This is a genomic window from Mangrovicoccus algicola (assembly GCF_014903745.1).
Lineage (GTDB): Bacteria > Pseudomonadota > Alphaproteobacteria > Rhodobacterales > Rhodobacteraceae > Mangrovicoccus > Mangrovicoccus algicola.
This window is the reverse complement of record NZ_JACVXA010000007.1, coordinates 22,722-45,000: the sequence shown is the minus strand read 5'-3', so window position 1 is coordinate 45,000 and position 22,279 is coordinate 22,722. Positions and strand designations below refer to the sequence as shown.

The 22,279-nt window shown below is 69.3% G+C and carries 19 protein-coding genes; 9 read left to right on the top strand and 10 right to left on the bottom strand.

The genetic code is table 11. From position 1 onward, the window contains the following. Positions 1-5: 5 nt before the first annotated feature. From ICN82_RS03525 to ICN82_RS03500, 6 genes are all read right to left on the bottom strand, one after another. Entirely contained in the window at positions 6-1,379 is a 1,374-nt protein-coding gene (locus ICN82_RS03525; protein ID WP_193179675.1) for a beta-propeller fold lactonase family protein, read from the bottom strand. A 106-nt stretch (positions 1,380-1,485) separates the two neighbouring features. Further along, complete coding sequence (locus tag ICN82_RS03520) at positions 1,486-2,406, bottom strand: alpha/beta hydrolase (protein ID WP_193179673.1); 921 nt, start codon at positions 2,404-2,406, stop codon at positions 1,486-1,488. Beyond that, positions 2,403-3,353 (bottom strand): TRAP transporter substrate-binding protein, encoded by a 951-nt coding sequence (locus ICN82_RS03515; protein ID WP_193179671.1) that lies wholly within the window; start codon positions 3,351-3,353, stop codon positions 2,403-2,405. Before ICN82_RS03515 ends, ICN82_RS03520 begins: the two co-directional genes overlap by 4 nt. A gap of 11 nt (positions 3,354-3,364) precedes the next feature. Beyond that, positions 3,365-4,636, bottom strand: coding sequence for a TRAP transporter large permease (locus tag ICN82_RS03510; RefSeq protein ID WP_193179668.1), 1,272 nt, complete (start codon positions 4,634-4,636; stop codon positions 3,365-3,367). Then, positions 4,633-5,193 carry a TRAP transporter small permease subunit gene (locus tag ICN82_RS03505; RefSeq protein ID WP_193179666.1) on the bottom strand — a complete coding sequence of 187 codons (561 nt, stop codon included), beginning with the start codon at positions 5,191-5,193 and terminating at the stop codon, positions 4,633-4,635. The genes ICN82_RS03510 and ICN82_RS03505 overlap by 4 nt, the downstream gene beginning before the upstream one ends. Before the next feature lie 238 nt (positions 5,194-5,431). Further along, positions 5,432-6,493: a LacI family DNA-binding transcriptional regulator gene (locus tag ICN82_RS03500; RefSeq protein ID WP_193179664.1), complete on the bottom strand. Its 1,062-nt coding sequence runs from the start codon at positions 6,491-6,493 to the stop codon at positions 5,432-5,434. Positions 6,494-6,958: 465 nt separating this feature from the next. Here ICN82_RS03500 and ICN82_RS03495 point away from each other — a divergent pair, with 465 nt between their 5' ends. The 6 genes from ICN82_RS03495 (at position 6,959) to ICN82_RS03470 (ending at position 13,295) form a co-directional block, all read left to right on the top strand. Continuing rightward, entirely contained in the window at positions 6,959-8,419 is a 1,461-nt protein-coding gene (locus ICN82_RS03495) for an ABC transporter substrate-binding protein (protein ID WP_226898267.1), read from the top strand. 78 nt (positions 8,420-8,497) lie between these two features. Beyond that, positions 8,498-9,430, top strand: coding sequence for an isocitrate lyase/PEP mutase family protein (locus ICN82_RS03490; protein WP_193179660.1), 933 nt, complete (start codon positions 8,498-8,500; stop codon positions 9,428-9,430). A gap of 35 nt (positions 9,431-9,465) precedes the next feature. After that, on the top strand, positions 9,466-10,431 hold the full coding sequence (locus tag ICN82_RS03485; RefSeq protein WP_193179658.1) for an ABC transporter permease: 966 nt from the start codon (positions 9,466-9,468) through the stop codon (positions 10,429-10,431). Position 10,432: 1 nt separating this feature from the next. Then, positions 10,433-11,305 (top strand): ABC transporter permease, encoded by an 873-nt coding sequence (locus tag ICN82_RS03480; RefSeq protein ID WP_193179656.1) that lies wholly within the window; start codon positions 10,433-10,435, stop codon positions 11,303-11,305. Then, positions 11,305-12,303, top strand: coding sequence for an ABC transporter ATP-binding protein (locus tag ICN82_RS03475; protein ID WP_193179654.1), 999 nt, complete (start codon positions 11,305-11,307; stop codon positions 12,301-12,303). The genes ICN82_RS03480 and ICN82_RS03475 overlap by 1 nt, the downstream gene beginning before the upstream one ends. Beyond that, entirely contained in the window at positions 12,300-13,295 is a 996-nt protein-coding gene (locus tag ICN82_RS03470; RefSeq protein WP_193179652.1) for an oligopeptide/dipeptide ABC transporter ATP-binding protein, read from the top strand. The genes ICN82_RS03475 and ICN82_RS03470 overlap by 4 nt, the downstream gene beginning before the upstream one ends. On the opposite strand, the gene ICN82_RS03465 is transcribed toward ICN82_RS03470, so the two are convergent. Next, entirely contained in the window at positions 13,267-13,836 is a 570-nt protein-coding gene (locus ICN82_RS03465; RefSeq protein ID WP_193179650.1) for a UbiX family flavin prenyltransferase, read from the bottom strand. The genes ICN82_RS03470 and ICN82_RS03465 overlap by 29 nt on opposite strands. A gap of 63 nt (positions 13,837-13,899) precedes the next feature. On the opposite strand from ICN82_RS03465, the gene ICN82_RS03460 reads away from it, so the two are divergent. Then, on the top strand, positions 13,900-14,370 hold the full coding sequence (locus tag ICN82_RS03460; RefSeq protein WP_193179648.1) for a TIGR02444 family protein: 471 nt from the start codon (positions 13,900-13,902) through the stop codon (positions 14,368-14,370). Positions 14,371-14,802: 432 nt separating this feature from the next. Here ICN82_RS03460 and ICN82_RS03455 read toward each other — a convergent pair whose 3' ends face one another. Then, on the bottom strand, positions 14,803-15,699 hold the full coding sequence (locus ICN82_RS03455) for a LysR family transcriptional regulator (protein ID WP_193179645.1): 897 nt from the start codon (positions 15,697-15,699) through the stop codon (positions 14,803-14,805). 873 nt (positions 15,700-16,572) lie between these two features. Here ICN82_RS03455 and ICN82_RS03450 point away from each other — a divergent pair. After that, positions 16,573-18,795 carry a FepA family TonB-dependent siderophore receptor gene (locus tag ICN82_RS03450; RefSeq protein ID WP_193179643.1) on the top strand — a complete coding sequence of 741 codons (2,223 nt, stop codon included), beginning with the start codon at positions 16,573-16,575 and terminating at the stop codon, positions 18,793-18,795. 212 nt (positions 18,796-19,007) lie between these two features. After that, entirely contained in the window at positions 19,008-19,571 is a 564-nt protein-coding gene (locus ICN82_RS03445; protein WP_193179641.1) for a TetR/AcrR family transcriptional regulator, read from the top strand. A gap of 81 nt (positions 19,572-19,652) precedes the next feature. Here ICN82_RS03445 and ICN82_RS03440 read toward each other — a convergent pair whose 3' ends face one another. Together ICN82_RS03440 and ICN82_RS03435 are read right to left on the bottom strand one after the other, a co-directional pair. Beyond that, the gene (locus ICN82_RS03440; RefSeq protein WP_193179639.1) at positions 19,653-20,831 is read right to left on the bottom strand and encodes an amino acid aminotransferase; all 1,179 of its coding nucleotides are present in this window, start codon (positions 20,829-20,831) and stop codon (positions 19,653-19,655) included. Beyond that, complete coding sequence (locus tag ICN82_RS03435; protein WP_193179638.1) at positions 20,831-22,273, bottom strand: FAD-binding oxidoreductase; 1,443 nt, start codon at positions 22,271-22,273, stop codon at positions 20,831-20,833. Before ICN82_RS03435 ends, ICN82_RS03440 begins: the two co-directional genes overlap by 1 nt. Between the last annotated feature and the right edge of the window lie 6 nt (positions 22,274-22,279).

The window sequence follows — 22,279 nt, the reverse complement described above, 5'->3', positions numbered from 1 at the left end:
GTCGCTCACTCGCTCAGCGAGATGTGGATCAGCTGGTTGCCGTCATCGCCATTGCCCTTGTTGACCATCCAGGCGCCGCCCTTGCCGTCGGCGATCAGGTGGTTGGGGAGCGGGCCGACCGCGGCATTGGCGACGATCTCGCCATCGGCATCCAGCGCCACGACCGTGCCCGAGGCGCGCACCGCCACCCAGGCCAGGCCGCTGACCGGATCGAAGGCGACGTTCAGCGGGTTCGCCCCGACCCGGACCTGCGCCACGACATCGCCCGACTGGCCGTCGAGGATGGTCACCGTGTCGCTGCCCTGGCCCGCGACGAAGATGCGGTCGGTCTCGGGATCATGGCTGACGCCGATCGAGCTGTCCGATCCCGGCACCTGGTGGACCGAGGCGACCTCGCCCGAGGCCAGGTCGATCGTGGCGACCTCGTTGGAGGTCAGGCTGGTGACGACGATCTCTGCGGCCTCCGGGTCGAGGCTGAGGCTCGCCGTGCCGAATTCCGAGCCGCGCCCGGCATGGGACGGGATCTCGATGATGCCCGCGGGCTCCAGCGTGGCGGTGTCGAAGACATGGACCTCGGGCAGGAAGGTGGCCGAGACATAGGCCTTGCCGTCATGCACCACCACGTCGCGCGGATGGCCGAGCTGGCCGGGATCGAACTGCTTGACTAGGCTCAGGTCGCCGCCGTCATAGACCGCGATGGTGTTCTGGCGGGTATTCGTGACCCAGACCTGGCCCGTGGCGTCGTCCACGCCCACGCCATAGACCGCGAAGACGCCGCCATCGCTGCCATCCTCGCGCGCGGGGGCGGCAGGCGGGGTCGCCTGCGCCAGGATCTCGCCGGTGGCGGCATCGACCTTCAGCAGCGCGCTTTCCTTCACCGGCGGACGGCCCACCGCGCTGGTGACATAAAGCACGTTCCCATCCGCGGAATGCGCCACCTGGTAGAGCCCCGGCGCCATCGGCGTCGTGGTGATCTCCAGGTTGCCGGTCTCTTCCAGAACCGGCGAGACCTTCAGCTTGGTGACATCGGCATAGGCGGGGTTCGCCACCTCGATCACCACCGGATAGACGGCGGGCTCGACATCCTCGGGGATGTTCACCTCTGCCGAGATGCGGCCCTCGTCATCGGCCTCGAAGGGCACCGCGTTCAGCGGCACGCCGTTCTGGCGCAGGATCACGGTCTGCCCGGCCTCGAACCGCTCGCCGCTGACGGTGACGGTCGATCCGGCGGTGACCGGGCCGCGATCCACGCCCGAGAACTGGACGCGGGCATCGAAGGCGGTGTCGAGCGGCCCGAAGGCCTCCTGCGCGGCCAGAGGCGCCGCGAGGCAGAGGGCAAGCGCGCTGGCGGCGCTGGTCAGGCGGAAAATGGACGTCATCGGAGATCCCTTGTGATCCTGGAGGAAGGCTGGCCCGGCGGCTGGCTTGCGGTGTTGAACGTCGCGGCGGCGGAAATCCGTCGCGGCGCAGATGGTGCTGCGGCAATCAGGCGGCGTCGAGGCCGAGCGTATGGGCCAGGGAGGCCGAGAAGGCCTCTCCATGGCTGAGCCCGGGAAAGACGCGTGTCTCGCCCGCCACGCCCGCGCCGCGCAATGCGGCGTCAAGCTGCGCGGAGGCATCCGCAGGCAGCCGGTCGCGCATCGCGACCACGCCCTGGGCCGCGGCATTGTCGGGGCGGCTGGCGCGTTCGCGCTCGGCCCCGCCGCGATGCAGGTCGATGCGGATCCGCGGCACCGGGGGGGTTTCCAGCTGCGCCAGAATGTCGTGCCAGAATGCGCCGTCATTCCACCACAGCGCCGGGCTGGCGGCGATGACGCGGTCGAAATCCGGTTCGGCCCGCATCCCTTCCCACAGCGAGAAGAGCCCGCCATAGGAATGGCCCCACAGCGCGCGGCGCCCGGCGCCCTGCGGCAGGTAGGATTCCGCGCGCGGCAGGATCTCGCGGACCAGCCTCTCGCGGAACTCCGCCGCCCCGCCGCCGGGACGGCCGCGCGGATCGGGCACATGCGCGCCGTCGGGTCCGGGCGGGGTGTAGTCGCGGGCGCGCTCCATCGTGGCGAAACGGGCCTTGAGGCTGTAGCCCACCGCGACGATGGCCGGGCCGCCCTGCGCCGCCAGCACCGCCAGCCGCTCGGGGGTCAGGAACTCGGCCACCGCGCGCCCGTCCAGCGCATAGAGGATGTCGGGCTTCGGCGTGCCGCGCTTCGGCCAGGCCACCTCGATGAAATCGTCGCTGCCGCCCTCGGGTCCGGGAAGGGTGAAGCTGGCGGTGTGGTAATCGGGCGATCCGGTCTCGAAGACCGTCGGCCCCTTCAGCTCCTGCGAGGGCTGGGCCAGGGCCTGACCGGCCAGCATGGCGCCGGGCAGCGCCGAGATCACGCCGCGCCGCGTCCAGCCCCCCCTCATCGTGCCGCCTCTTTCTCCAGCTCCGCCAGAAGGGGGGTCTTCTCGTGCCAGGCGTCGTACCAGGCGCTGACCGCCGGTTCGAACCAGTCGCGGCCGACTTCGGTGACGGTCAGCCCCGCCGCCTCGATCCTTTCGCGGTTCTCCGCGTCGATCCCGGCATAAAGCCCGACGAGATCCTTCAGCCGCTCGGAAAACACCTCCTCGACCACCGCGCGATCCTCGGGCGCCATCGCCGCCCAGCTGCGCCCCGAGGCCACCGCCGCCATCGGGAAGATCATGTGGTCGGAGGCCAGCATCTGCCCGCCATGGGTGTAATAGCCGGTGTTCCAGCTGCCTTCGTAATCGATCTGCATCCCGTCCACCTGGCCATTGGCGAAGGCGTCATAGAGCGCGGGCAGCGGCATCGGCGTCGGCGCGGCGCCCAGGAGGCTCCAGAATTCCATCTCGGGGGCCAGCGGCACGGTGCGGATCTTGCGTCCCGCAAGCGCGCCGACATCCTCCGCCGGGGCGGCCAGCAGCACCTGGCGCATCCCCGCCAGGCCCCAGCCCAGCCCGTGCAGGCCGAATTGCGACATCCCCTGCAGGAGACCGGCGGCAACCTCACCCTGCAGCAGATCGCCCGCCGCCGCGATGTCCTCCACCAGGTAGGGCGCATGGAAGATGCCGTAATCGGCATCGCGGCTGGCGAATTCGCCCAGCGTCATCATCGAGAAATCCACCGCGCCGGTCTGCAGCTGCTGCAGCACGTGCGCCTCGCTGCCCAGCTGGCCCGAGGGGAAGACGAGGATATTGACCCGCCCCCCGGTCGCCTCGGCGATCTCGGCCGCCGCCGCCTCGGCGGATTTGGTCCATTGATGCGGCGGCGGGGTGATCAGCCCCAGCCGGTAGTCGCGCGCCTCGGCAGGCAGCGCGGCAAGGATCAGGAACGGGACGAGAAACGCACGCATGGATTTGTCCTTCAGTTCAGAAGCCGCCCCAGCCCGCCCGAGACGGCAGGCCAGAGCGCGGTCAGCAGGATCACCGCCCCTCCGGCGGCGAGATAGGGCAGCGTCAGCCGCGCCAGCCGTTCGGGCCGCACGCCGTTCAGCCGCGCCGCGGTGAACAGGCCCGATCCCACCGGCGGGGTCAGCAGCCCCAGCGTCAGGTTGAGGCAGGTCACGACCCCCATCTGCAGCGGATCGAACCCGTAGCTGCCCGTGGCGATCGGCAGGAAGACGGGCACGACCAGGATCAGCGCCGGGATCGGGTCGATCACCATGCCGATCAGGATCAGCATCAGGTTGTAGAGCAGCATGAAGACCAGCGGGTCCGAGGTCAGCCCCGAGATCAGCGCGCCGGCCTGGGCGGGCAGGTTCTGCCAGGCCGCGATCCAGGACCACAGCCCCGCCGCCGCCACCAGCATCAGGATCACCGCAGAGGTCAGCGCCGTGGATTTCAGCGCCGGCCACAGATCGGCCACGCGCAGTTCGCGATGGATGGCGAAGCCCACGACCAGCGTCGCGAGGATGCCGAACGTGCCCGCCTCCACCGCCGTGGCGATGCCGCCGAGGATCGAGGCGATCATCGCCAGAGGCACCAGCGCCGAGGGCAGCGCCGCCAGCACGATGCGCCCTCGCCCCGTCGCCGGGCGGCGCGCCACCGGCAGGTTGCGCCGCCGCGCCCCGGCGGCCGTCACCGCCGCGAGCGCCGCGAACAGCAGAAGCCCCGGCACCACCCCCGCGACGAAAAGCTCGCCCACGGGGATCTGCGCCGTCACCCCGAAGAGGATCAGCAGCATGGACGGCGGCAGCACCGGCGCCAGCAGCCCGCCCGCCGCGGTGACGGCGGCGGCGAGGTCGCGCGGATAGCCCGCGCGCTCCATCTCGGGCACGGCGAGTTTGGACATCAGCGTGATCTGCGCCACCGAGGATCCCAGGATCGCCGCCATCATCGCATTGGCGACCAGCGTCACCTGCGCCAGCCCGCCGCGCACCGGTCCCACGGCCAGCGCCGCCAGCGCCAGCAGGCGCCGCCCGGCCCCGGCGGCATTCATCAGCTCGCCCAGCAGGATGAAGACCGGCAGCGCCAGCAGGCCGTAGCTCTCGATCCCGGCGAAAAGCTGCTGCGGCACGCTGAGGAACAGCGCCGGGTTGCCGGTGGCCGCGATCTGCCACAGCGCCGCGGCGAGGATCGCGAAGGCGACCGGCAGGCCCAGCACCAGAAGCCCCGAGAACAAGGCCAGCACCGTCATCGCGCCGCCTCCGCCAGCCGGGCCAGCCGCGCCGCCAGATGCACCCCCGCCCCGAGGCAGAAGAGCGGCAGCACCGACCAAAGCCAGATCTTGCGCAGCCCGAGGGTCACGGTCGGTTCCACCCAGACGAAGTTGAAGGCGGTCTCGGCCAGGCGCTGCCCCGATCCGGCCTGCCACAGTCCCGCCGGGTCGAGCCAGCGCCAGATGACGGAGGCCAGCCAGCCCAGCAGCGCGGCGAGGATCAGCGTCTCGGCCAGGGCCCGCCACCACCCGGCGCGCGGGGACAGCTTGGATTCGAGAATGCTGACAGAGACATGCGCGCCCTGCGCCAGCGCGGCCGAGGCCCCGGCAAAGGCCGCCCAGCACATCAGGCCCACCGCCGCCTCGTCGGCCCAGATCAGCGGGGCGCCCAGGCTGCGCGCCACTGCCGCGGCCGCCAGCACCAGCGCCAGCGCGCCGGTCAGCCGGGCGGCGAGGGCGAGTTCGGCCCGGGCCAGCCCGGCATCGATCCGCGCCAGCGCGCCGGGCGCCTTCTGGGTGCTGAGTTCCGGTTCCATTCCCGACCTGCAGAGATTGGCATTCCGGCTTGCTCGGGCGACGGGGTCGGGAAAGCTGGCTGGTTCGGGCGCATAAATACAGAACTGGAGCGCAGGGGCCAGCCGATAATTCGACCGTCTTCCCGCCCCGCCCCGTCGCGCGCCGCGTTCGGGTCCGGCGCGCCTTCCATCCGCGCGGCCTTCATCAGCGCCCGGCGGAGGGCGCGATGGCCCGGCCGGGCCGCGGCGGGCCGTCCGCTCAGGCGCCGGGCGGGGCCGAGGTGCTGTGGCGCAGGACGATCCGCGGCGCCGTTTCCTCGCTGCGCGGTGCCGACCCGGCCATGCGCTCGAGGATCCTGTCTCCGATCATGCGCCCCATCGCGACGGGATCGACGGATATGGTGCTCAGCCCCGGCAGGCATTGCCCGGCAATGTCGAAATCGCCGAAGCCCAGGATCGACAGCTGCCGCGGCACGGCGATACCCCGGCGCTGGCATTCCATCATCGCGCCGAAGGCCATCGTGTCGGAAATCGCGAAGACGGCGCTGGCGCCGGGATGGTCGTCGAGCAGCCGCGCCATCGTGCCGGCCCCCTGGCCATGGCGGATCGGCACTACCGCCTCGCGCAGGATGACCGGGTCGGGCAGGCCCAGGCGCCGCGCCGCGTCGCGGAACCCGCGCAGCCGCTGTTCGCCGCGGTAATCCTTCAGCGTGTCGTCGAGGCTGCCGCCGATCGCCGCCAGCTGGCGGTGCCCCAGCCCGGCGAGATGTTCCGCCGCCAGCTCTCCCGCGCGGCGGTTGGAGAAGCCGACGCACAGATCGACCGGGTTGTCGGTATATTCCCAGGTCTCGATCACGGTGATGCCGCTGGCATGCAGCAGCCGCGAGGTTTCCCGGCTGTGGGTCGTCCCAACCAGGACGAAGGCATCCGGGCGCCGCGCCAGCATGATGCGCACCAGTTCCTCCTCCTTTTCCAGGGAATGGCCGCTATGGCCGATCAGCGGCTGGTAGCCCGCGGGCAGCAGGATGTCCGAGATCCCCTCGGCGAGATCGGCGAAATTGCCGTTGGCCAGCGTCGGCAGGGTCAGCGCGACGATATGCGAGCGCTGCGAGGACAGCGCGCCCGCGTTGCGGTCCGGCACGTAGCCCGTCTGCAGCACGGCCCGCCGCACCTTTTCCAGCGCCTCGGGACTGACCCGGTCCGGCGTCGCGAGCGCCCGCGAGACGGTCATCACCGACACCCCCGCCAGCGCCGCCACATGCTTCATCGTCGGCGCCGCGCGCCGATGCTGTCCGCGCCGTCCGGTCCCGTGTTCCGTCATCGCCCTGCCCCTCGATCTCCTTCATCATGGTATCGTTACCACGCGGAGGCCGCAATTGCCCGCGTCGCCGCGAATCACCCGAACCATGCCGTATCCGGACCCGGACAGGAACCTGCGTCATTCCCCCATGAACTCAGGTTCTCAAATCTTCCGCCTCTGCCTGCCCGTGCAGCCGGGCGCCCCGATTGCAGCCCGAATTCGGACCAGATCATGGTATCGATACCACGTTGACATTGCGGGGGCCCCGTCCCTAGCTTGGACCCACCGGGAAGGCGGCACCGGACCAATGAAACACAACAGGCCCGCCACCCAGAAACACTGGATTTCCAACAGAAAGGTACCGGGAACATGTCGATGACACGTCCTGGGCTCCCGGCATGGCTGCCGGCGGCCTCGCTGCTTGCACTCTCCCTCTCGCTCCCTGCCGCGCCCCTCTGGGCGCAGGATCCCGTCCGCGGCGGCGAGATGACCATCATCAACGGGTCGGACATCAAGGGCTGGGACCCGGCGGTGACCAATTCGACCTATCCCGGCGGGCCGATGGACGTGCTGGACGCGATCTACGGCTTCATCGTCTATGTCGACGTCAACGGGCAGGTGCAGGGCGGCATGGCCGAGAGCCTGACCAGCGAGGATGCCGTCACCTGGGTGCTGAAGCTGCGCGAGGGCGTGACCTTCACCGACGGCACGCCCTATGACGCCGAGGCCGTGAAGATGAACTGGGACCGCGCCGGGGCCGAGGGATCGCTGGCCAGCGCGCGCGACTGGGTCGCCTCCTGGGCGGCGGGCATGGAGGTGGTCGATCCGCTGACGCTGAAGATCACCCTGCCCGGCCCGAATGCCATCTTCGCCCAGCAGGTCGCGGAACTGGTGCCCTTCATCGCCTCGCCCGCGATGCTGGAGGCCGCCGCCACCCCCGCCGATCTGAAACCGGTGGGCGCGGGGGCCTTCACGCTGGACAGCTGGGACCAGGGCATCGGCATGACGCTGGTGCGCAACCCCGATTACTGGGATGCAGAGCGGCCCTATCTCGACACGCTGAACTTCAAGATCATCCCCGAGACCAACAGCCGGATCTCCACCGTGGTGCAGGGCGGCGCGACGATGATGGCGGGCTATCCCTACCAGTTCGGCAACAATGCCGAGGCGCCGGGCGTCACCGCCAAGGAGATCCCGATCCGCGGCATCTATCGCGGCTATTTCAACTTCGAGCACGGCATCTTCCAGGATCCCCGCGCGCGCGAGGCCCTCTATGCCGCGATCAACCGCGACCGGCTGATGCAGGCCTATACCCAGACCGCGGGCTACGAGGCGCCGGGCAACTATTTCGGCGAGGGCTCCTCCTATTACACCGCCGATTACGCCGTGCCGGGCTATGACCCCGAGCGCGCGCAGGAGCTGATCGACGCGCTGGCCGAGGACGGCAAGCCCTTCGAGGTGGAAATCGTCACCTATCCGAATTCCGACATGAAACGGCTGGCGGAATACATGCAGCAGGTGATCAACGCCTATGACGGCGCCAGCGCGACGATCACCGAGGTCGCCATGGCCAACCTGCGCGACACCTGCAGCAACCAGATGGCCTATGATTTCTGCGTCGATGGCGGCGCGCTGGTCTCGAACGGGGCGGAGCCCAACATCTCCAAGCTGCTGGGCACCGGCGGCACGCTGAACTGGAGCCACTATTCCAGCGAGGAGATGGACGCGCTGCTGGAGGCCGCGACCCGCACCGTCGACGAGGACGAGATCCGCGAAAGCTATGTCGGCGTGCAGAAGCTCTTTGCCGAGGACCTGCCCTTCTACCTTTTCGGCGTCGACAACCGCTTCCTGCTGATGCGCGACGATACCGGCGGGGTGGTGAACTCCAACGGCGGGATCCTGCAGAAGCAGTACCTGTTCAAATGCGACGGCCCCTGCGCCGAGTGACCCCTGCGGCGGGACCTTCCGGTCCCGCCCCTTCCCGCCCGGCCGAGACCGGATCACTTCAACGAGGCAAGACCCCGAATGCTGCACAAGTCCCCCCGCGTCACCTTCCGCGACCTGATGTCCAAGGGACAGGTCTTCACCCCCTGCGTCTGGGACTGCTATTCGGCCAAGGCCGCCGAGATGGCCGGGTTCCAGGCGATCCTGCTGTCGGGCGCGAGCCTGGGCTTTTCCATGTCGGGCGTCCCCGATCTGGGCCTGCACAACCAGGAGGAACTGGTCTGGGCCACCGACCGGATCGCCGATTACTCGCCCCTGCCCCTGATCATCGATGCCGATGACGGCTTCGGCGACGTGGTCAATGTCTACCGCACCTGCCACCGCCTGGCCAAGGCGGGCGCGGGCGCCATCCTGATCGAGGACACGCCCAATGAACGCGGCTTCGCCCGGTTCGGCGCGGCGATGGAGAAGGCGACGCTGGAAGGCCGGGTCGACGGCAACGTCCCCCATCCGGTCGTCTCGCGCGAGCACTGGCTGGCCAAGATCAAGGCGGCGATCGAGGCCTGCGAGGGCACCGATTGCGTGGTCATCGCCCGCACCGAGGCCAAGCTGGAACTGGGGCTGGAAGAGGCGATCGTGCGCTGCGAGATGGCCGAGAAGCTGGGCGCCGAGATGACCTATGTCCATGCGCTGCGCACGCTGGAGGAATGCCGCACGGTTGCCGCGCGCCTGCCCGGCTGGAAGATGTTCGGCGATGTCGCCTGGGTCAATGGCAAGCCCTTCGTCACCCTGGAGGAGATCGCCGAGCTGGGATTCAACCTGGTGACCATGCATTATCTGGAAAAGGGGTCGATGTACGGCATGATGGATTACGGCCGCCGCGTCTTTGCCGAGCAGTCCACCCGCTATGCCGACGAACATGACATGGGGGGGCTGACCGAGGCCGAGCGCCGCGCCTCGGTGGAACGCGACCGCGGCTGGATGGAAGGCGACGCGCGCTGGAAGGCGCTCTGAGCCACCGAGCCAACGGCCAGGAAAGGAGACCAGCCATGACCGCCCCGATGCGGAGCTATCTCAGGGCTTTCGCCATAAGGATCGCCGCCGGGATACCGGTGGTGCTGCTCGTGACCTTCCTGGCCACGGCACTGTCCGACCTGATGCCCGGATCCGCCGCCCAGGCGATCCTGGGCGAATTCGCCACGCCCGAGCAGATCGCCCAGCTGAACGCCGCCTATGGCTATGACCTGCCCGCCTGGCAACGCTACCTGCGGTGGCTGGGCGGCGCGGTGCAGGGCGATTTCGGCGTGACGCTCTACAGCCAGCAGCCGGTGGCGGAGGTGCTTCTTGCCCGCGCCGCCGTCACCTTCGAGATCGCGCTGGCGGCGATGCTGCTGTCGCTGGCCATCGCCATCCCGCTGGCCCTGGCGATGGCGGCGCGCGCGGGCAGCCGCATCGACGGCGCCTTCCGTATTGCCGCCAGCGCCATGCTGGCCGTGCCGACCTTCGTGTCGGTGGTGGTGCTGAGCCTGCTTTTCTCCATCACGCTGCGCTGGCTTCCCGCCACCGGCTGGGTGCCGCTCTTCGAGGATCCGCTGGAGAACCTGCGCCATATCGCGCTGCCGGTGCTGTGCCTGTCGGTGCACCAGGTGGCCTATTTCTTCCGCGTGGCGCGCAACGAGTTCCTCGCCACGCTGCAGCAGGATTTCATCGCCTCCGCCCGGGCCAAGGGGTTCTCCACCCCCTATATCCTGTGGCGCCATGCGCTGATGCCCTCGCTGCCGCAGATCCTGACCGTCATGGGCCTGTCGCTGACCTACCTGCTGGGCGGCTCCTTCATCGTCGAGAGCTTCTTCGCCGTGCCGGGCATCGGCTGGACGGTGCTGGCGGCAGTGCAGGACCATGACCTGGCGATGGTGCAGGCGATCCTGTGCCTGACCGTGGCGATCTTCGTCATCGTCTTCGCCTGCGTCGATCTGGGCTATGCGCTGATCGACCCGCGGCTGGAGGTGCGCTGAGATGACCGCAGAGACCCTGAGCGGCTGGCGCGCCGGGATCGCGCGGATGCGCTTCCCCCGCTCCAGCTTTCTCGAGGCCTTCTCGATCGGCTTCCTGATCCTGCTGGTCGCGCTGGCGGTGCTGGCCGACTGGATCCCGGGGCTGGTCAATCCCAACTTCCCCTATGGCGATTTCTCCGCCCCGCCGGATCTGACGCTGAACGGATTGTTCGGCACCGACGCGCTGGGACGCTCGATCCTGTCGCGGGTGATCTACGGGGCGCGCCAGACGCTGGTGATCGTAATCCTCGCCACGGCCATTTCCATGACCGGCGGGCTGATCCTGGGCATGATCGCCGGCTATTGCCGCGGCATGGCCGAACGGACCGTCGATCTGCTGGCCAACACGATGGCGGTGCTGCCGCCGGTGCTGATCATCCTGGCGCTGGTCTCGGTCACCGGCACTTCCGTGGTGACCATGACGCTGACGCTGGGCATCCTCGATATCGGCACCTATGCGCGTCTGACCAAGGGCGGGGTGATCAGCCAGAACCAGCGCGACTACGTGCTGGCGGCGCGGGCGCTCGGCGCCGGGCACGGGCGGATCCTGTTCCGCGAGATCCTGCCCAACCTGGTGCCCACCATGACCGCCGTCGTGCCGCCCCTGATGGCCGGGCTGATCATCACCGAGGGGTCGCTGAGCTTTCTGGGCTTCGGCATCCCGGCCCCCGCGCCCAGCTGGGGCGGCATGATCGCCGCATCGACCGACCTCATCAGCCGCTTTCCGCTGCTGATCTTCGGGCCGATCCTGGCGATCGTGCTGACGGTCTATGCGCTCAACACCACCGGCGACTTCCTCGCGCGCCGCATCGACATCCGCGAAAGGCAGATCTGATGGCCGATCCCGTCCTTCTCGACATCGCGGGGCTGTCGCTGTCGCTGCCCTCGCCGGCGGGGGATCTGCAGATCCTCAATGACATCACGCTGCGGCTGGAACGGGGCCGCACGCTGGGCATCGTCGGCGAATCCGGGGCGGGCAAGTCCATGCTGATCCGCGCGATCCTGGGCCTTGCCTCGCGCCGGGCGCGCATCACCGGGGCGGTGCGGCTGGACGGTCAGCATCTGGGCGCCCTGCGCGAACGCGACCGGCGGCGCTATCTCGGGGCGCGGGTGGGCGTCGTGTTCCAGAACCCGACCGCGGCGCTGAACGCCTATCAGCGCGTGGGCCCGCAGGTCTCGGAATCCGCCCGCGTCCATCGCGGCCTGACGAAGATGCAGGCGCGCGAGCTGGCGATTTCCCTGCTCGACCGGGTGGGCATCCCCGACGCGGCCAGCTGCCATGACCGGTTCCCGCATGAATTCTCCGGCGGCATGAAGCAGCGGATCATGATCGCCTCCGCCCTGGCGGTGGAGCCCGACCTGCTGATCGCCGACGAGGCGACGACCGCGCTGGACGTGACGGTGCAGAAGGAGATCCTCGATCTGCTGCAGATCCTGCAGCAGGAAACCGGGATGGCGATGATCCAGGTCACCCATAACCTGGGGGTCGTGGCGGGGCGGACCGACGAGGTCGCGGTCATGTATGGCGGCCGGCTGGCCGAGACCGGGCCCACGCCGCAGGTCTTCGCCGCGGCACGCCATCAATACACCGCCCAGCTTCTCGCGGCGGTGCCGAGCCTCGACAGCCCGCCCGACCGCGACCTGCGCAGCATCCCCGGCCAGCCCCCCGACCGCCTGATCGGCATCACGGGCTGTCCCTTCGCGCCGCGCTGCCATGCCGCCGATGCGCCCTGCGCCGACCGGATGCCCGTGCTGCGCCGCGACCCGGCCGGGCACGGCGCCGCCTGCCATCACCCGCCGCAAGACGTCCCCCTGCCGGAGCAAGCACGATGACCGCCCCCCTTCTGGAAATCCGCAACCTCTCCGTGCGCTTTCCGCGCGGCCGCGACAGCTTCCTGGCGGTGGATGACGTCTCCTTCGACCTCGCCCCCTCGGAAACGCTGGGGCTGGTGGGCGAAAGCGGGTCCGGCAAGACCACGATCGGGCGCGCGGTGCTGCGGCTGCTGGCGCCGGGCCATCGCGGCATCGTGGGCGGCATGCGGTTCCGCGACGCCGCGCTGAGCGATCTGCGGGGCGGGGCGCTGAAACGGTTCCGCGCCGAGGCGCAGATGGTGTTCCAGGACCCGGTGTCCTCGTTCAACCCGCGCCGGACGATCGAGAGGATCGTGGCGGAGGGGCTGGAAATCCAGGGCCTGCCCGCCGCCGAGACGCGCGACCGCGTCGATGCCGCCCTGGCCGAGGTCGGGCTGAGCCGCGCGATGGTCAAGGGCCGGCGCCCGCACCAGTTCTCGGGCGGGCAGTGCCAGCGCATCGCCATCGCCCGCGCGCTGGCGCTGCGGCCCTCCATGCTGGTCTGCGACGAGCCGGTCGCGTCGCTCGACGTGTCGGTGCAGGCACGGGTGCTGAACCTGCTGCGCCGGATGCGGCAGGCGCGCAGCCTGGGCATGATCTTCATCTCGCACGACCTGGCGGTGGTGCGCAGCATCTGCGACCGGGTGGCGGTGATGTATATGGGGCGGATCGTCGAGATCGGCCCGTCCGCGGCGATCTTCGCCGCCCCCGCCCATCCCTATACGCGCACGTTGCTGGATGCGGTGCCGGTGCCCGATGCCAGCCGCAAGCTGGTGCCGGACCGGGCGCGGGCGGCGCGCGCCTCGCGGCTGGAAGATGGCGGCGGCTGCGCCTTCCGCGGCCGCTGCGCGCGGGCGACCGGCCTGTGCACGACGCAGCGCCCGCCGCTGGCCCCCGTCCCCGGCGGCCACATGGCCGCCTGCCATCACCCGCTGGGCGCGGCGGCTAGCGCCCCAGCCCCGGCCAGCGCCTGATCTCGCTGTCGATCCCGAAGATGTCCAGCACCCGCCCGACCGAATGCGAGACCAGCTCGTCGATGCTTTCGGGATTGGCATAGAAGGCGGGCATCGGCGGGGCGATGGTCGCACCCATCTCGGCGGCGGCGGTCATGCTGCGCAGATGGCCCAGATGCAGCGGGCTTTCGCGCACCATCAGAACCAGCGGCCGCCGTTCCTTCAGCACCACATCCGCCGCCCGCGTCAGCAGCGTCGAGGTCACGCCCGAGACGATTTCCGACAGGCTGCGGATCGAGCAGGGCGCGACGATCATGCCCATCGTGCGGAACGATCCGCTGGCGATGGTGGCGCCGACATTGCCGACCGGATGCAGCACGTCGCACAGCACCTCCAGGTCGCGCAGCCCCATCCCGCATTCCGAGCGCAGCGTCAGTTCGCCCGAACGGCTGACGACGAGGTGGGTCTCCACCTCGGCCTCGCGCAGCATCTGCAGCGCCCTGAGCCCGTAGATGGCCCCCGAGGCACCGGAAATGCCCACGACGATTCTGCTTTGCCCCATCTGCGAAACCCTGTCCTAAGCTCGGTGCGGAAACGCGACCCTTCAACCACCCGGCGGTGCCCCATGGAAAGAGAGAATTTCTGCGCCACGATCTTCGATGAGATGGTGGAGATCTATAAAACAGGCGATATTTCGGCGCTTTGCCTGTCATTGCAGCAGGAGTTCGACGCGGATGTGCCGCTTTTCCTGATCTGCCTGATGGCCGACCGGGCCGGGCTGGGCCTTGATCCGGCGGGGTTCGCTGCCTGGCTGCAGGCCTCCGCCGCATGGCGCGACGAGGTCATCAAGCCCCTGCGCGCCCTGCGCGTCCGGCTGAAGCCGAAGATCGCGGATCCGCAGATAAACGACTTTCGCGAAAGGATAAAATCCTGCGAGCTGGAGGCGGAGCGGCTGCATGTCGAGCACCTGGCCGCAGAGTTCCTGCACGGGTCCGGCGATGGCGCCCTGGCGCGGCGCTACCTGCTGTCGCTGGGCCTGTCCGCGCCGCAGGCAGGGCAGCGCATCGACGCGATCGCCTGCCGGATCGCAACCTGAACCTGCATGAACGCAGGCTATGGATAGCCGCCATATTGGCATTCGGGGTCATGCCCCCGCGGCGTCAGGGAAGCCTTGGAACAGGGCTGCGAACAGACAGGCCGGGGGCAAGATGGCAGATTTCGACAAGGTGGTGCGCGGCAGGCTGGGGACCGAATAGGGCGTGACCGGAAACGGCGTGGTCGCATCCGCGACGGGCGCATCGCCCGGATCGGCACAGGGCCCGCCGCCGCCGAGACCCACCACTTCGGCGACGCGCTGGCGCTGCCCGGCGCCAGAGGCATGCCGGTGGCACCTTTCGCCCGGGAAGACAGCGCCATGCCCAACCGGCGCGTCCCCGCCCTGGCCGCCGCGCAATCGGGATCGGTCCCGGATGCGGTCGGGGCGGCTGCCGGCGCGCTGACCTGACCGGCGGCGGGGCGCCCCCCCGCCCTAATGCCGTTCCGCGGTCTTCGCCAGGTCGCGGAAGATGTCGAGAAAGGCGCGTTCATGGCGCGACAGCGCCGTGCCTTCGCGCCGGTAGAGATGGATGCCGAAGCGGATATGCGGCCGGATCGGCCGGATGCGCACATTGATCGGCCGGGTGATGGCGGTGAATTCGTCGACAATGCACGACCCTACCCCGTTGGCGATCAGCTCGCGCGCCACCGAATAGGTCTGCACCATCAGCCGGGGCCGTTCCGGCAGGCCGCGCGAGCGCAATTCGTCGCGCAGCAGCGTGCCCAGGAAATGCCGACCGCTCAGCACGATCAGCGAGGACACGTCGATTTCGGCCAGCGTGACGGGGGCCGCCCAGCCGCCGCGCCCCGGCTGGATATGGACCATCTGACCCTCGGCGACCAGGTCGCTGCCCAGCCCCGCCATATGCGGCGCCAGCCCCGGCGGGCCGAAGGTGAAGGCCAGGTCGTATTCGCGCGCCCGCACCCCTTCGAGCATCTCGCCCTCGTGCTTGGTGGTGATCTCCAGCGCGACCTCGGGAAACCTCCTGTGGAAGGCCACGACCGCCTGCGGGACCAGCCACTGGCCCAGGCTGGGCAGGCAGACGATGCGTACCGAGCGGCTCAGCCCGTGGCGCAGCCCCGCCGCGCGGCCGCGCATCTGCTCCAGGCTTTCGAAGATCCGCGCCGCGTCGTTGAGCAGGATCTCGCCCTCCTCGGACAGGACCAGCTTGCCGCGGACCCGGTGGAACAGCTCGAATCCCAGGCTCTGCTCGGCATGTTTCAGCGTCTTGCTGACCGAGCTTTGCGATATCGCCAGTTCCTCGGCCGCGGCCGTCACCGATCCATTGCGCCAGATGGCGAAGAAGACCTCGATTTGGCGCAATCTCATGGGCTTGTCCTGCAGATCCGGGCGCGCGGGCCCTGCCGCAGGTCTATCCCCCTGCCCCGCCGCAGGCAACCGCGACCCGGCCGGGATCCGCCCGCCCCGGCGGCGGGGCATTGACCTTCGCCGCGATCCGCGCGAAAGGGCGCATATCGTACCGGGCGCAGCGGCAGCATAGGTGGACTGACGCGGCGACCGGCACCGGGCGCGGATGGCAGCATCGGCGCGGCGTGCAGTACGAGTGACGCGGACGTTACCCGCGACGCAAGCCAGGCGCGTCCCTCGTCGCGCCAGCCAGCGCCGTCCGCCCTGCTTCCTTTCCGAAAGACCCCCGCCGGCGCGTGTCACCGGCCGCGCATGGCGTGCGATTTCCCCGTCCCGCATGGTGCAATGTCGCAGCCCCATGGTGGCGGCGGGATGCGATCCGCCCCCCTTGCCGCCGCGATCTGCTTCGGTCTGCCCGGGTCCGGAAAGACGATGCCCTCGAAAGAGAAGCCGAAGGCGAGCGGGGATGCCGGATCCCATCCCGGGCCCGGATCCTCCCGGCCGATCGCAGCCGGGCCCCCCTGCCCCCCGCCATGCTGCGGCAACAGATCTTCAGGCCGCTGCTAACGGGGCGTTGACGAAACCGTGTTGGTACCATAATCACGCGGCAGCAATGCGGAACTTGACCGGTACCACTGATGGTCGCCCCTTGGCGGACATGCCCCGGTCCTTCTTCGCCGGCCAGACATGACAGTCCCGCACCGGTTCCGGTCCGGCTGTCGCCCCCCACCGGCAGCTCTCGTTGACCCTGCGGCTGCCGGACCGATGCCGTCGCCGGCCAGCCGCACACGCCAGCCATGCGATCCCTTCCCCGCAGGACAGAAGGACGCTGCAATGACACGCCTCCCCGGGCTCCGCCTTCGCGGAGCCGCCTCGCTCTTGACCGCAGCCGCGCTGAGCGGAACCGCCGCCCTGGCACAGACCGCCACGACCTCCGAGGCGATCACGCTGGAAAACATCGTGATTTCCGCGCAGCAGGAAACACTGCAGAATCTCGGCGTCTCCGAGATCACCGCCGAGCAGATCGAGAAGACCCCGGTCTCCAACGACATTTCCGAGCTGGTGCGCAAGCAGCCGGGCGTCAACCTGACCGGCGCGTCCTCCTCCGGCCAGCGCGGCAACCAGCGCCAGATCGACATCCGCGGCATGGGCCCGGAGAACACCCTGATCCTGATCGACGGCGTCCCGGTGCAATCGCGCAACGTGGTGCAGATGCGCCGCGGCGGCGAACGCGACACGCGCGGCGACTCCAACTGGGTCCCGGCCGAGTTGATCGAGCGCATCGAGGTCATCCGCGGCCCGGCGGCGGCGCGCTACGGCTCGGGTGCGGCCGGCGGGGTGGTGAACATCATCACCAAGCGCCCCGAGACCGAGACCTTCTCGGTCAACCTGCGCTATGACCAGCCCGAAAGCGACATGGAAGGCGCGACGAAGCGGGTCAACGTGATGTGGGCCAAGCCGCTGAGCGACAAGCTGAGCTTCCGCGTCACCGCCAACTACAACCGCACCGAGCCGGATGACCCGGACATCAACGACGCGGCCACCTCGGGCTGCACGAGCACCGGCGACGACTGCGACTCGGCGGCCGGCAGCGAGGGCGTGATCAACAGGGACGCGACCTTCCTGCTGAGCTGGGAACCGGTGGGCGGCCAGGAATACGATTTCGAATTCGGCATCAGCGAACAGGACAACATCTACGCCGGCGACACGCTGCTGTCGAACTCCACCGACACCACCACCGCGCTGGCCGATGACGAGGAGACCACCAACAAGATGCTGCGGCGGACCTTCAAGCTGACGCATCGCGGCGAATACGATTTCGGCGACACGATGAGCTACTTCCAGTGGGAGCATACCCGCGACAAGCGGCTCTCCGAAGGCTCGGCCGGGGGCGGCGAAGGCGCCATCAACTCGGAGTCCGAATGGGGCATCCGGGTGATGAACAACATCACCGCCAAGACCGAGTGGACGATGCCGATGTCCCTGGCGGGCAGGGACGCCTCGACCACCGTCGGCGCCGAGATACGGCACGAGCGGATGGACGACCCGGTCTCGATCGCGACCAACGAGATCTCGGTCGATTTCGGCGACTACCCGCAGACGGCGGCGGAACGCGACCGCCACCTGCAGCAGACCATGGCGGGGCTCTATGTCGAGTCGAACATCCTGGCCACCGACCGGCTGACCGTGATCCCGGCGCTGCGCTATGACTGGGCGGACACTTTCGGGCATGCCGTGTCCGGCGGCCTGAACGCCTCCTATGCGCTTTCCGGCAGCTGGACCCTCAAGGGCGGGGCGGCCCAGGCGTTCAAGGCGCCCAATATCTACCAGCTGAACGAAGGCTATGCCTATGTGACCTCGGGCAATGGCTGCCCCTATCCCTATCACCGCAACGGCCCGTGCTATGTTCTGGGCAACGAGGATCTGGACGCGGAAACCAGCCTGAACACCGAGCTGGGGATCGCCTATAATGGCCTCGGCGGGCTCAATGCCACGCTGACCGGCTTCTACAACTACTACCACGACAAGATTCAGTCGGGCACCAACCAGATCGGCACCGTCACCAGCGGCAGCCGCACCTACCGGCTGTACCAATGGGAAAACGTTCCCGAAGCCGAAGTCGGCGGGGTCGAGGGCAGCGTCGCGGCGCCGCTGTCGGATGTGCTCGATTTCTCGGCCAACTTCACCTGGATGGCCGTGTCCGAGAACAAGGAGTCCGGCGAGCCGCTGTCCCTTGTGCCTGACTACACCATCAATGCGCAGCTGAACTGGCAGGCCACGGACAAGCTGAGCATGATCCCCGCGGTCACCTATTACGGCCCGATCCAGGCCGCGGAAACCAGCGAGCTCACCGGCTACGACAATGACGAGACCGACAGCCGCAAGGCCTATGGCCTGGTCAATCTCGGCTTCTACTACGACTACAGCCAGAAGATCCGCGTCTCCGCCGGGGTGACGAACCTCTTCGACAAGACCGTGCTGCGCTCGAACGAGGGCGCCAACACCTATAACGAACCGGGCCGCGCCTATTATGTCGGGCTCAGCTCGACATTCTGATCCCTGCCCCGCCCGCCCCCGCTCCGGGGCGGGCCCCCGCCGCTGCATCATTGTCATCGCGGCCCCGACCGGCTACCCATCGGGGAGAAACATTTTGACACAAAACGCAGATGCTCGGCGACCCACCGCCTCAGACCCCCCAGCCGCCGCGACGCGGCCGTCCGCGCAGGATCTCGGATCAGGCCCTGCGCGACCGTGTGCTCAGCGCGGCGATGACCAGTTTCATCGAGAAGGGCTTCGCCCGCGCCACCACCGCCGATATCGCGCAGCGCGGGGGCCTCTCGAAACGCGATGTCTATCGCGCCTTTCCGGACAAGACGGATCTGTTCACCGCCGCCATCCTGTCGCGGCGCCACCTGATCCTGGACCTTCCCCGGCCGGCACGGGAGGAGCGACCGGTGCTGGAGACCCTGCGGCAGATCTTCCGCCTGGATCTGGAGGACCGCGATGCCGCGGAACGCGATGCGCTGATGAACCTGGTCGCCCGCGAGAGCCTGCTGCTGCCCGAGCTGAACGCCCTGCTCTATGATACCGGCATCATCCGGTCGCGCGAATTGCTGATCGACTGGCTGGCGGCGCAGATGGATCGCGGCGCGATGCCCCGCCATGACGCAAGCGACCTGGCCGGGATGATGATGGACGTGGTCTTCGGCGCGCTGCTGCCCCGCCGGCGGCCTCACGGACCGGTAGACCGGCGCAGCCAGGCCGATCAGATCACCGCCCGGCTGGGGATCGTGCTGGCCGGGATCGGCCAGCCCCGCGAGGACGCGGACTGAGGCCCGCCCCCGGCCCCGTCGCGGCAGACGGGCATCCTGCCCGGGCCGGGGGCGGGCCTGTCGTCTTCGCGATCTGACGGTTCAGAGAACCCTGGCCACCGCCAGCGCCAATTCCGGCGCGCGGGAGACGTCGAGCCCCGCGAGGTTCATCCGGCCGTCGGAGACCATGTAGATCGCGAATTCCTCGCGCAGCCTGTCCACCTGGGCTTCGGAGATCGGCAGGCAGCAGAACATGCCCTTCTGCCCTGCGAGCGCACCGAAGCGGGTGGCGTCGATATCCTCCAGCGCGGCGGCCAGCGCGGCGCGGTTGCGGCCCACATGGGCACGCATCGCACCGACCTCGGCCCGCCACTGGGCGTTCAGCTCGGGCGAGCCAAGCACGCCGGCGACGATCTTGGCGCCGTGGTCTGGCGGCATGGAATACGCCACGCGGTTGCGCACCTGCAGCTGGCCCCGGGCCGCGACAGAGCCTGCCTCCGACTTCGACAGCACGAAGGCCGCGCCGGTGCGGTCGCGGTAGATGCCGAAATTCTTGGAACAGCTGTAGGCCAGCACGAGCTCCGGTGCGGCGACGACCAGCTTGCGCAGCGTGGCAGCGTCTTCGTCAAGACCCTCGCCGAAGCCCTGATAGGCCAGATCGACGAAGGGCAGCACGCCCTGTTCGACCACGGCGGCGATGATGCGATCCCAGTCCCCGGGCTGCGGGTCGGCGCCGGTGGGGTTGTGGCAGCAGCCGTGCAGCAGGATCACGTCGCCCGCCGCCATCGCCTTGATGTCCTCCAGCATGGCGTCGACCGTGACGGTGCTGCTGGCCGCATCGAAATAGCGGTAGGCCTTGGTCGGCAGACCCGCATCGGCCAGCACGGAAAGATGGTTCACCCAGGTAGGATCCGGCACATGCACCATGGTGCCCGGCGCCTGAAAGGCGATGAGGCCCGCGAGCGTGCGCAGCGCGCCTGCCCCGCCGGTCGTCTGCACCCCGGCGATCCGCGCGACGGGGGCGTCCTTGCCGAAGGCCAGCTCGCGCACCAGGGCCACGAAATCCGGGTCTCCGCCCGGGCCGACATAGGCCTTGGTGGTCAGGGCGGCCACATGGGCGGCCTCCACCTGTGCAACCGACGGCAGGATCGGGGTCACGCCCGCCTCGTTCTTGTAGACGCCCACACCCAGGTCCAGCTTGCCTTGGCGGGTGTCGGCGCGGAACAGCTCGGCCAGCGACAGGATCTTGTCCGGCGGCGGGGCCTTCATGGTTTCGAACATCACTCGCTTCCTTCCTTGTCGGCCGCACCTGTCGGCGCGGAGAAAATCTTGCCGGGATTCAGCCGGCCGCCGGGGTCGAAGGCCGCCTTGATGCGGGCCATCAGAGACAGCTCCGCGGCGGGCTTCATGCGGGCCAGCGCGTCGCGCTTGTGCAGGCCGATGCCATGCTCGGCGCTGACGCTGCCCGAAAGGCCGCGCGCCACGTCCTCGACCATCAGCGACAGGGCCCCGGGCAGGCCGGCGGGGGCAATGTCGGGACGGGGCAGGAAATTCACGTGGATGTTGCCGTCACCCAGATGCCCGAAGAACGCGGCGAAGGCCTCGGGCGCCTTGGCCGCGGTGCCTTCTGCCACGCCCGCAACGAATTTCGGCACGGCCTCGACCGGGACCGAGCAGTCGGTGCGCAGGATCGGTCCGCGATGCAGGTCCATCGCCTCGGCGACGCCCTCGCGCAGGTGCCACAGGCCAAGGCGCTGCGCCTCGCTCTGGGCCAGCACGCCGTCATGCACCAGCTCCTGTTCGAAGGCCTCTTCCAGAAGCGCCTCGAAGCCCCCGGCCAGATCGAAGAACCGGCTGGTCGCCTCGGCCTCGATCAGCAGCAGCCAATCGTGGCGATCTTCCAGCGGGGATCCGGCGCAATCCATGCGGGCGGCGAAATCGACGGCATCGCCCGACATCAGCTCGGCCGCGCAGATCGCCTCGCCCAGTGTCTCATGGGAGAGCGCCAGCAGGTCCAGCGCAGCGGCAGGGCTGCTCACCGCGAACAGCGCCGCCTGACGGTCCTTGGCCCCGGCGCGCAGCTTCAGCGTCACTGCGGTGACGAAGGCCAGCGTGCCTTCCGCGCCAGCGATCAGCTGGGCCAGGTTGTAGCCGGTATTGTCCTTCCACAGCTCGGAGGCCTGGCCGATCACCGTACCGCAGGGCAGCACGGCCTCGAGGCCCAGAAGCTGGTCCCTGGCCATGCCGTAGCGCAGCACGTTGGCGCCGCCGGCATTGGTCGAGATGGAGCCGCCGAGGCTCGCGCTGCCCGCGCCGCCATGGGTCAGCCCCAATTGCAGCCCGGCCTCCAGCGCCGCCTGCTGCGCCTCGGCCAGGACGACGCCGGCCTCGGCCACCATCAGGCGGCCACGGGGGTCGATCCGGCGGATGGCGCGCATGCGTTCGGTGCTGACGATGATGCTGGCGCGCGTCCCGTCCGGGGTTGCCCCCCCGGCCAGCCCGCTGCCCCCGCCGCGCGGCACGAAATCGAGGTCCAGATCCGCCAGGGCCTTCAGGCCGTCGGACAGCATCCGGGTGCTGTCGGGGCGAAACACGCAGACAGCTGCCTGCGTCGCGCGATACATCATGTCGCCCGCATAGGGCCGCGCCTCGGCCCCGGTCACAACCACGGAAGGGCCGAAGCGGCCGGTCAGACGACCGGCCGCTTCTTCAAGGATGCGCAATCCTTC

Bases quoted from the DNA above. Each gene is read 5' to 3' on its own strand.
- ICN82_RS03515 (WP_193179671.1), bottom strand. From the start codon at position 3,353: ATGCGTGCGTTTCTCGTCCCGTTCCTGATCCTTGCCGCGCTGCCTGCC.
- ICN82_RS03525 (WP_193179675.1), bottom strand. From the start codon at position 1,379: ATGACGTCCATTTTCCGCCTGACCAGCGCCGCCAGCGCGCTTGCCCTC.
- ICN82_RS03500 (WP_193179664.1), bottom strand. From the start codon at position 6,493: ATGACGGAACACGGGACCGGACGGCGCGGACAGCATCGGCGCGCGGCG.
- ICN82_RS03455 (WP_193179645.1), bottom strand. From the start codon at position 15,699: ATGAGATTGCGCCAAATCGAGGTCTTCTTCGCCATCTGGCGCAATGGA.
- ICN82_RS03520 (WP_193179673.1), bottom strand. From the start codon at position 2,406: ATGAGGGGGGGCTGGACGCGGCGCGGCGTGATCTCGGCGCTGCCCGGC.
- ICN82_RS03480 (WP_193179656.1), top strand. From the start codon at position 10,433: ATGACCGCAGAGACCCTGAGCGGCTGGCGCGCCGGGATCGCGCGGATG.
- ICN82_RS03460 (WP_193179648.1), top strand. From the start codon at position 13,900: ATGGAAAGAGAGAATTTCTGCGCCACGATCTTCGATGAGATGGTGGAG.
- ICN82_RS03440 (WP_193179639.1), bottom strand. From the start codon at position 20,831: ATGTTCGAAACCATGAAGGCCCCGCCGCCGGACAAGATCCTGTCGCTG.
- ICN82_RS03490 (WP_193179660.1), top strand. From the start codon at position 8,498: ATGCTGCACAAGTCCCCCCGCGTCACCTTCCGCGACCTGATGTCCAAG.
- ICN82_RS03505 (WP_193179666.1), bottom strand. From the start codon at position 5,193: ATGGAACCGGAACTCAGCACCCAGAAGGCGCCCGGCGCGCTGGCGCGG.
- ICN82_RS03470 (WP_193179652.1), top strand. From the start codon at position 12,300: ATGACCGCCCCCCTTCTGGAAATCCGCAACCTCTCCGTGCGCTTTCCG.
- ICN82_RS03445 (WP_193179641.1), top strand. From the start codon at position 19,008: ATGACCAGTTTCATCGAGAAGGGCTTCGCCCGCGCCACCACCGCCGAT.
- ICN82_RS03510 (WP_193179668.1), bottom strand. From the start codon at position 4,636: ATGACGGTGCTGGCCTTGTTCTCGGGGCTTCTGGTGCTGGGCCTGCCG.
- ICN82_RS03485 (WP_193179658.1), top strand. From the start codon at position 9,466: ATGACCGCCCCGATGCGGAGCTATCTCAGGGCTTTCGCCATAAGGATC.
- ICN82_RS03450 (WP_193179643.1), top strand. From the start codon at position 16,573: ATGACACGCCTCCCCGGGCTCCGCCTTCGCGGAGCCGCCTCGCTCTTG.
- ICN82_RS03465 (WP_193179650.1), bottom strand. From the start codon at position 13,836: ATGGGGCAAAGCAGAATCGTCGTGGGCATTTCCGGTGCCTCGGGGGCC.
- ICN82_RS03475 (WP_193179654.1), top strand. From the start codon at position 11,305: ATGGCCGATCCCGTCCTTCTCGACATCGCGGGGCTGTCGCTGTCGCTG.
- ICN82_RS03495 (WP_226898267.1), top strand. From the start codon at position 6,959: ATGACCATCATCAACGGGTCGGACATCAAGGGCTGGGACCCGGCGGTG.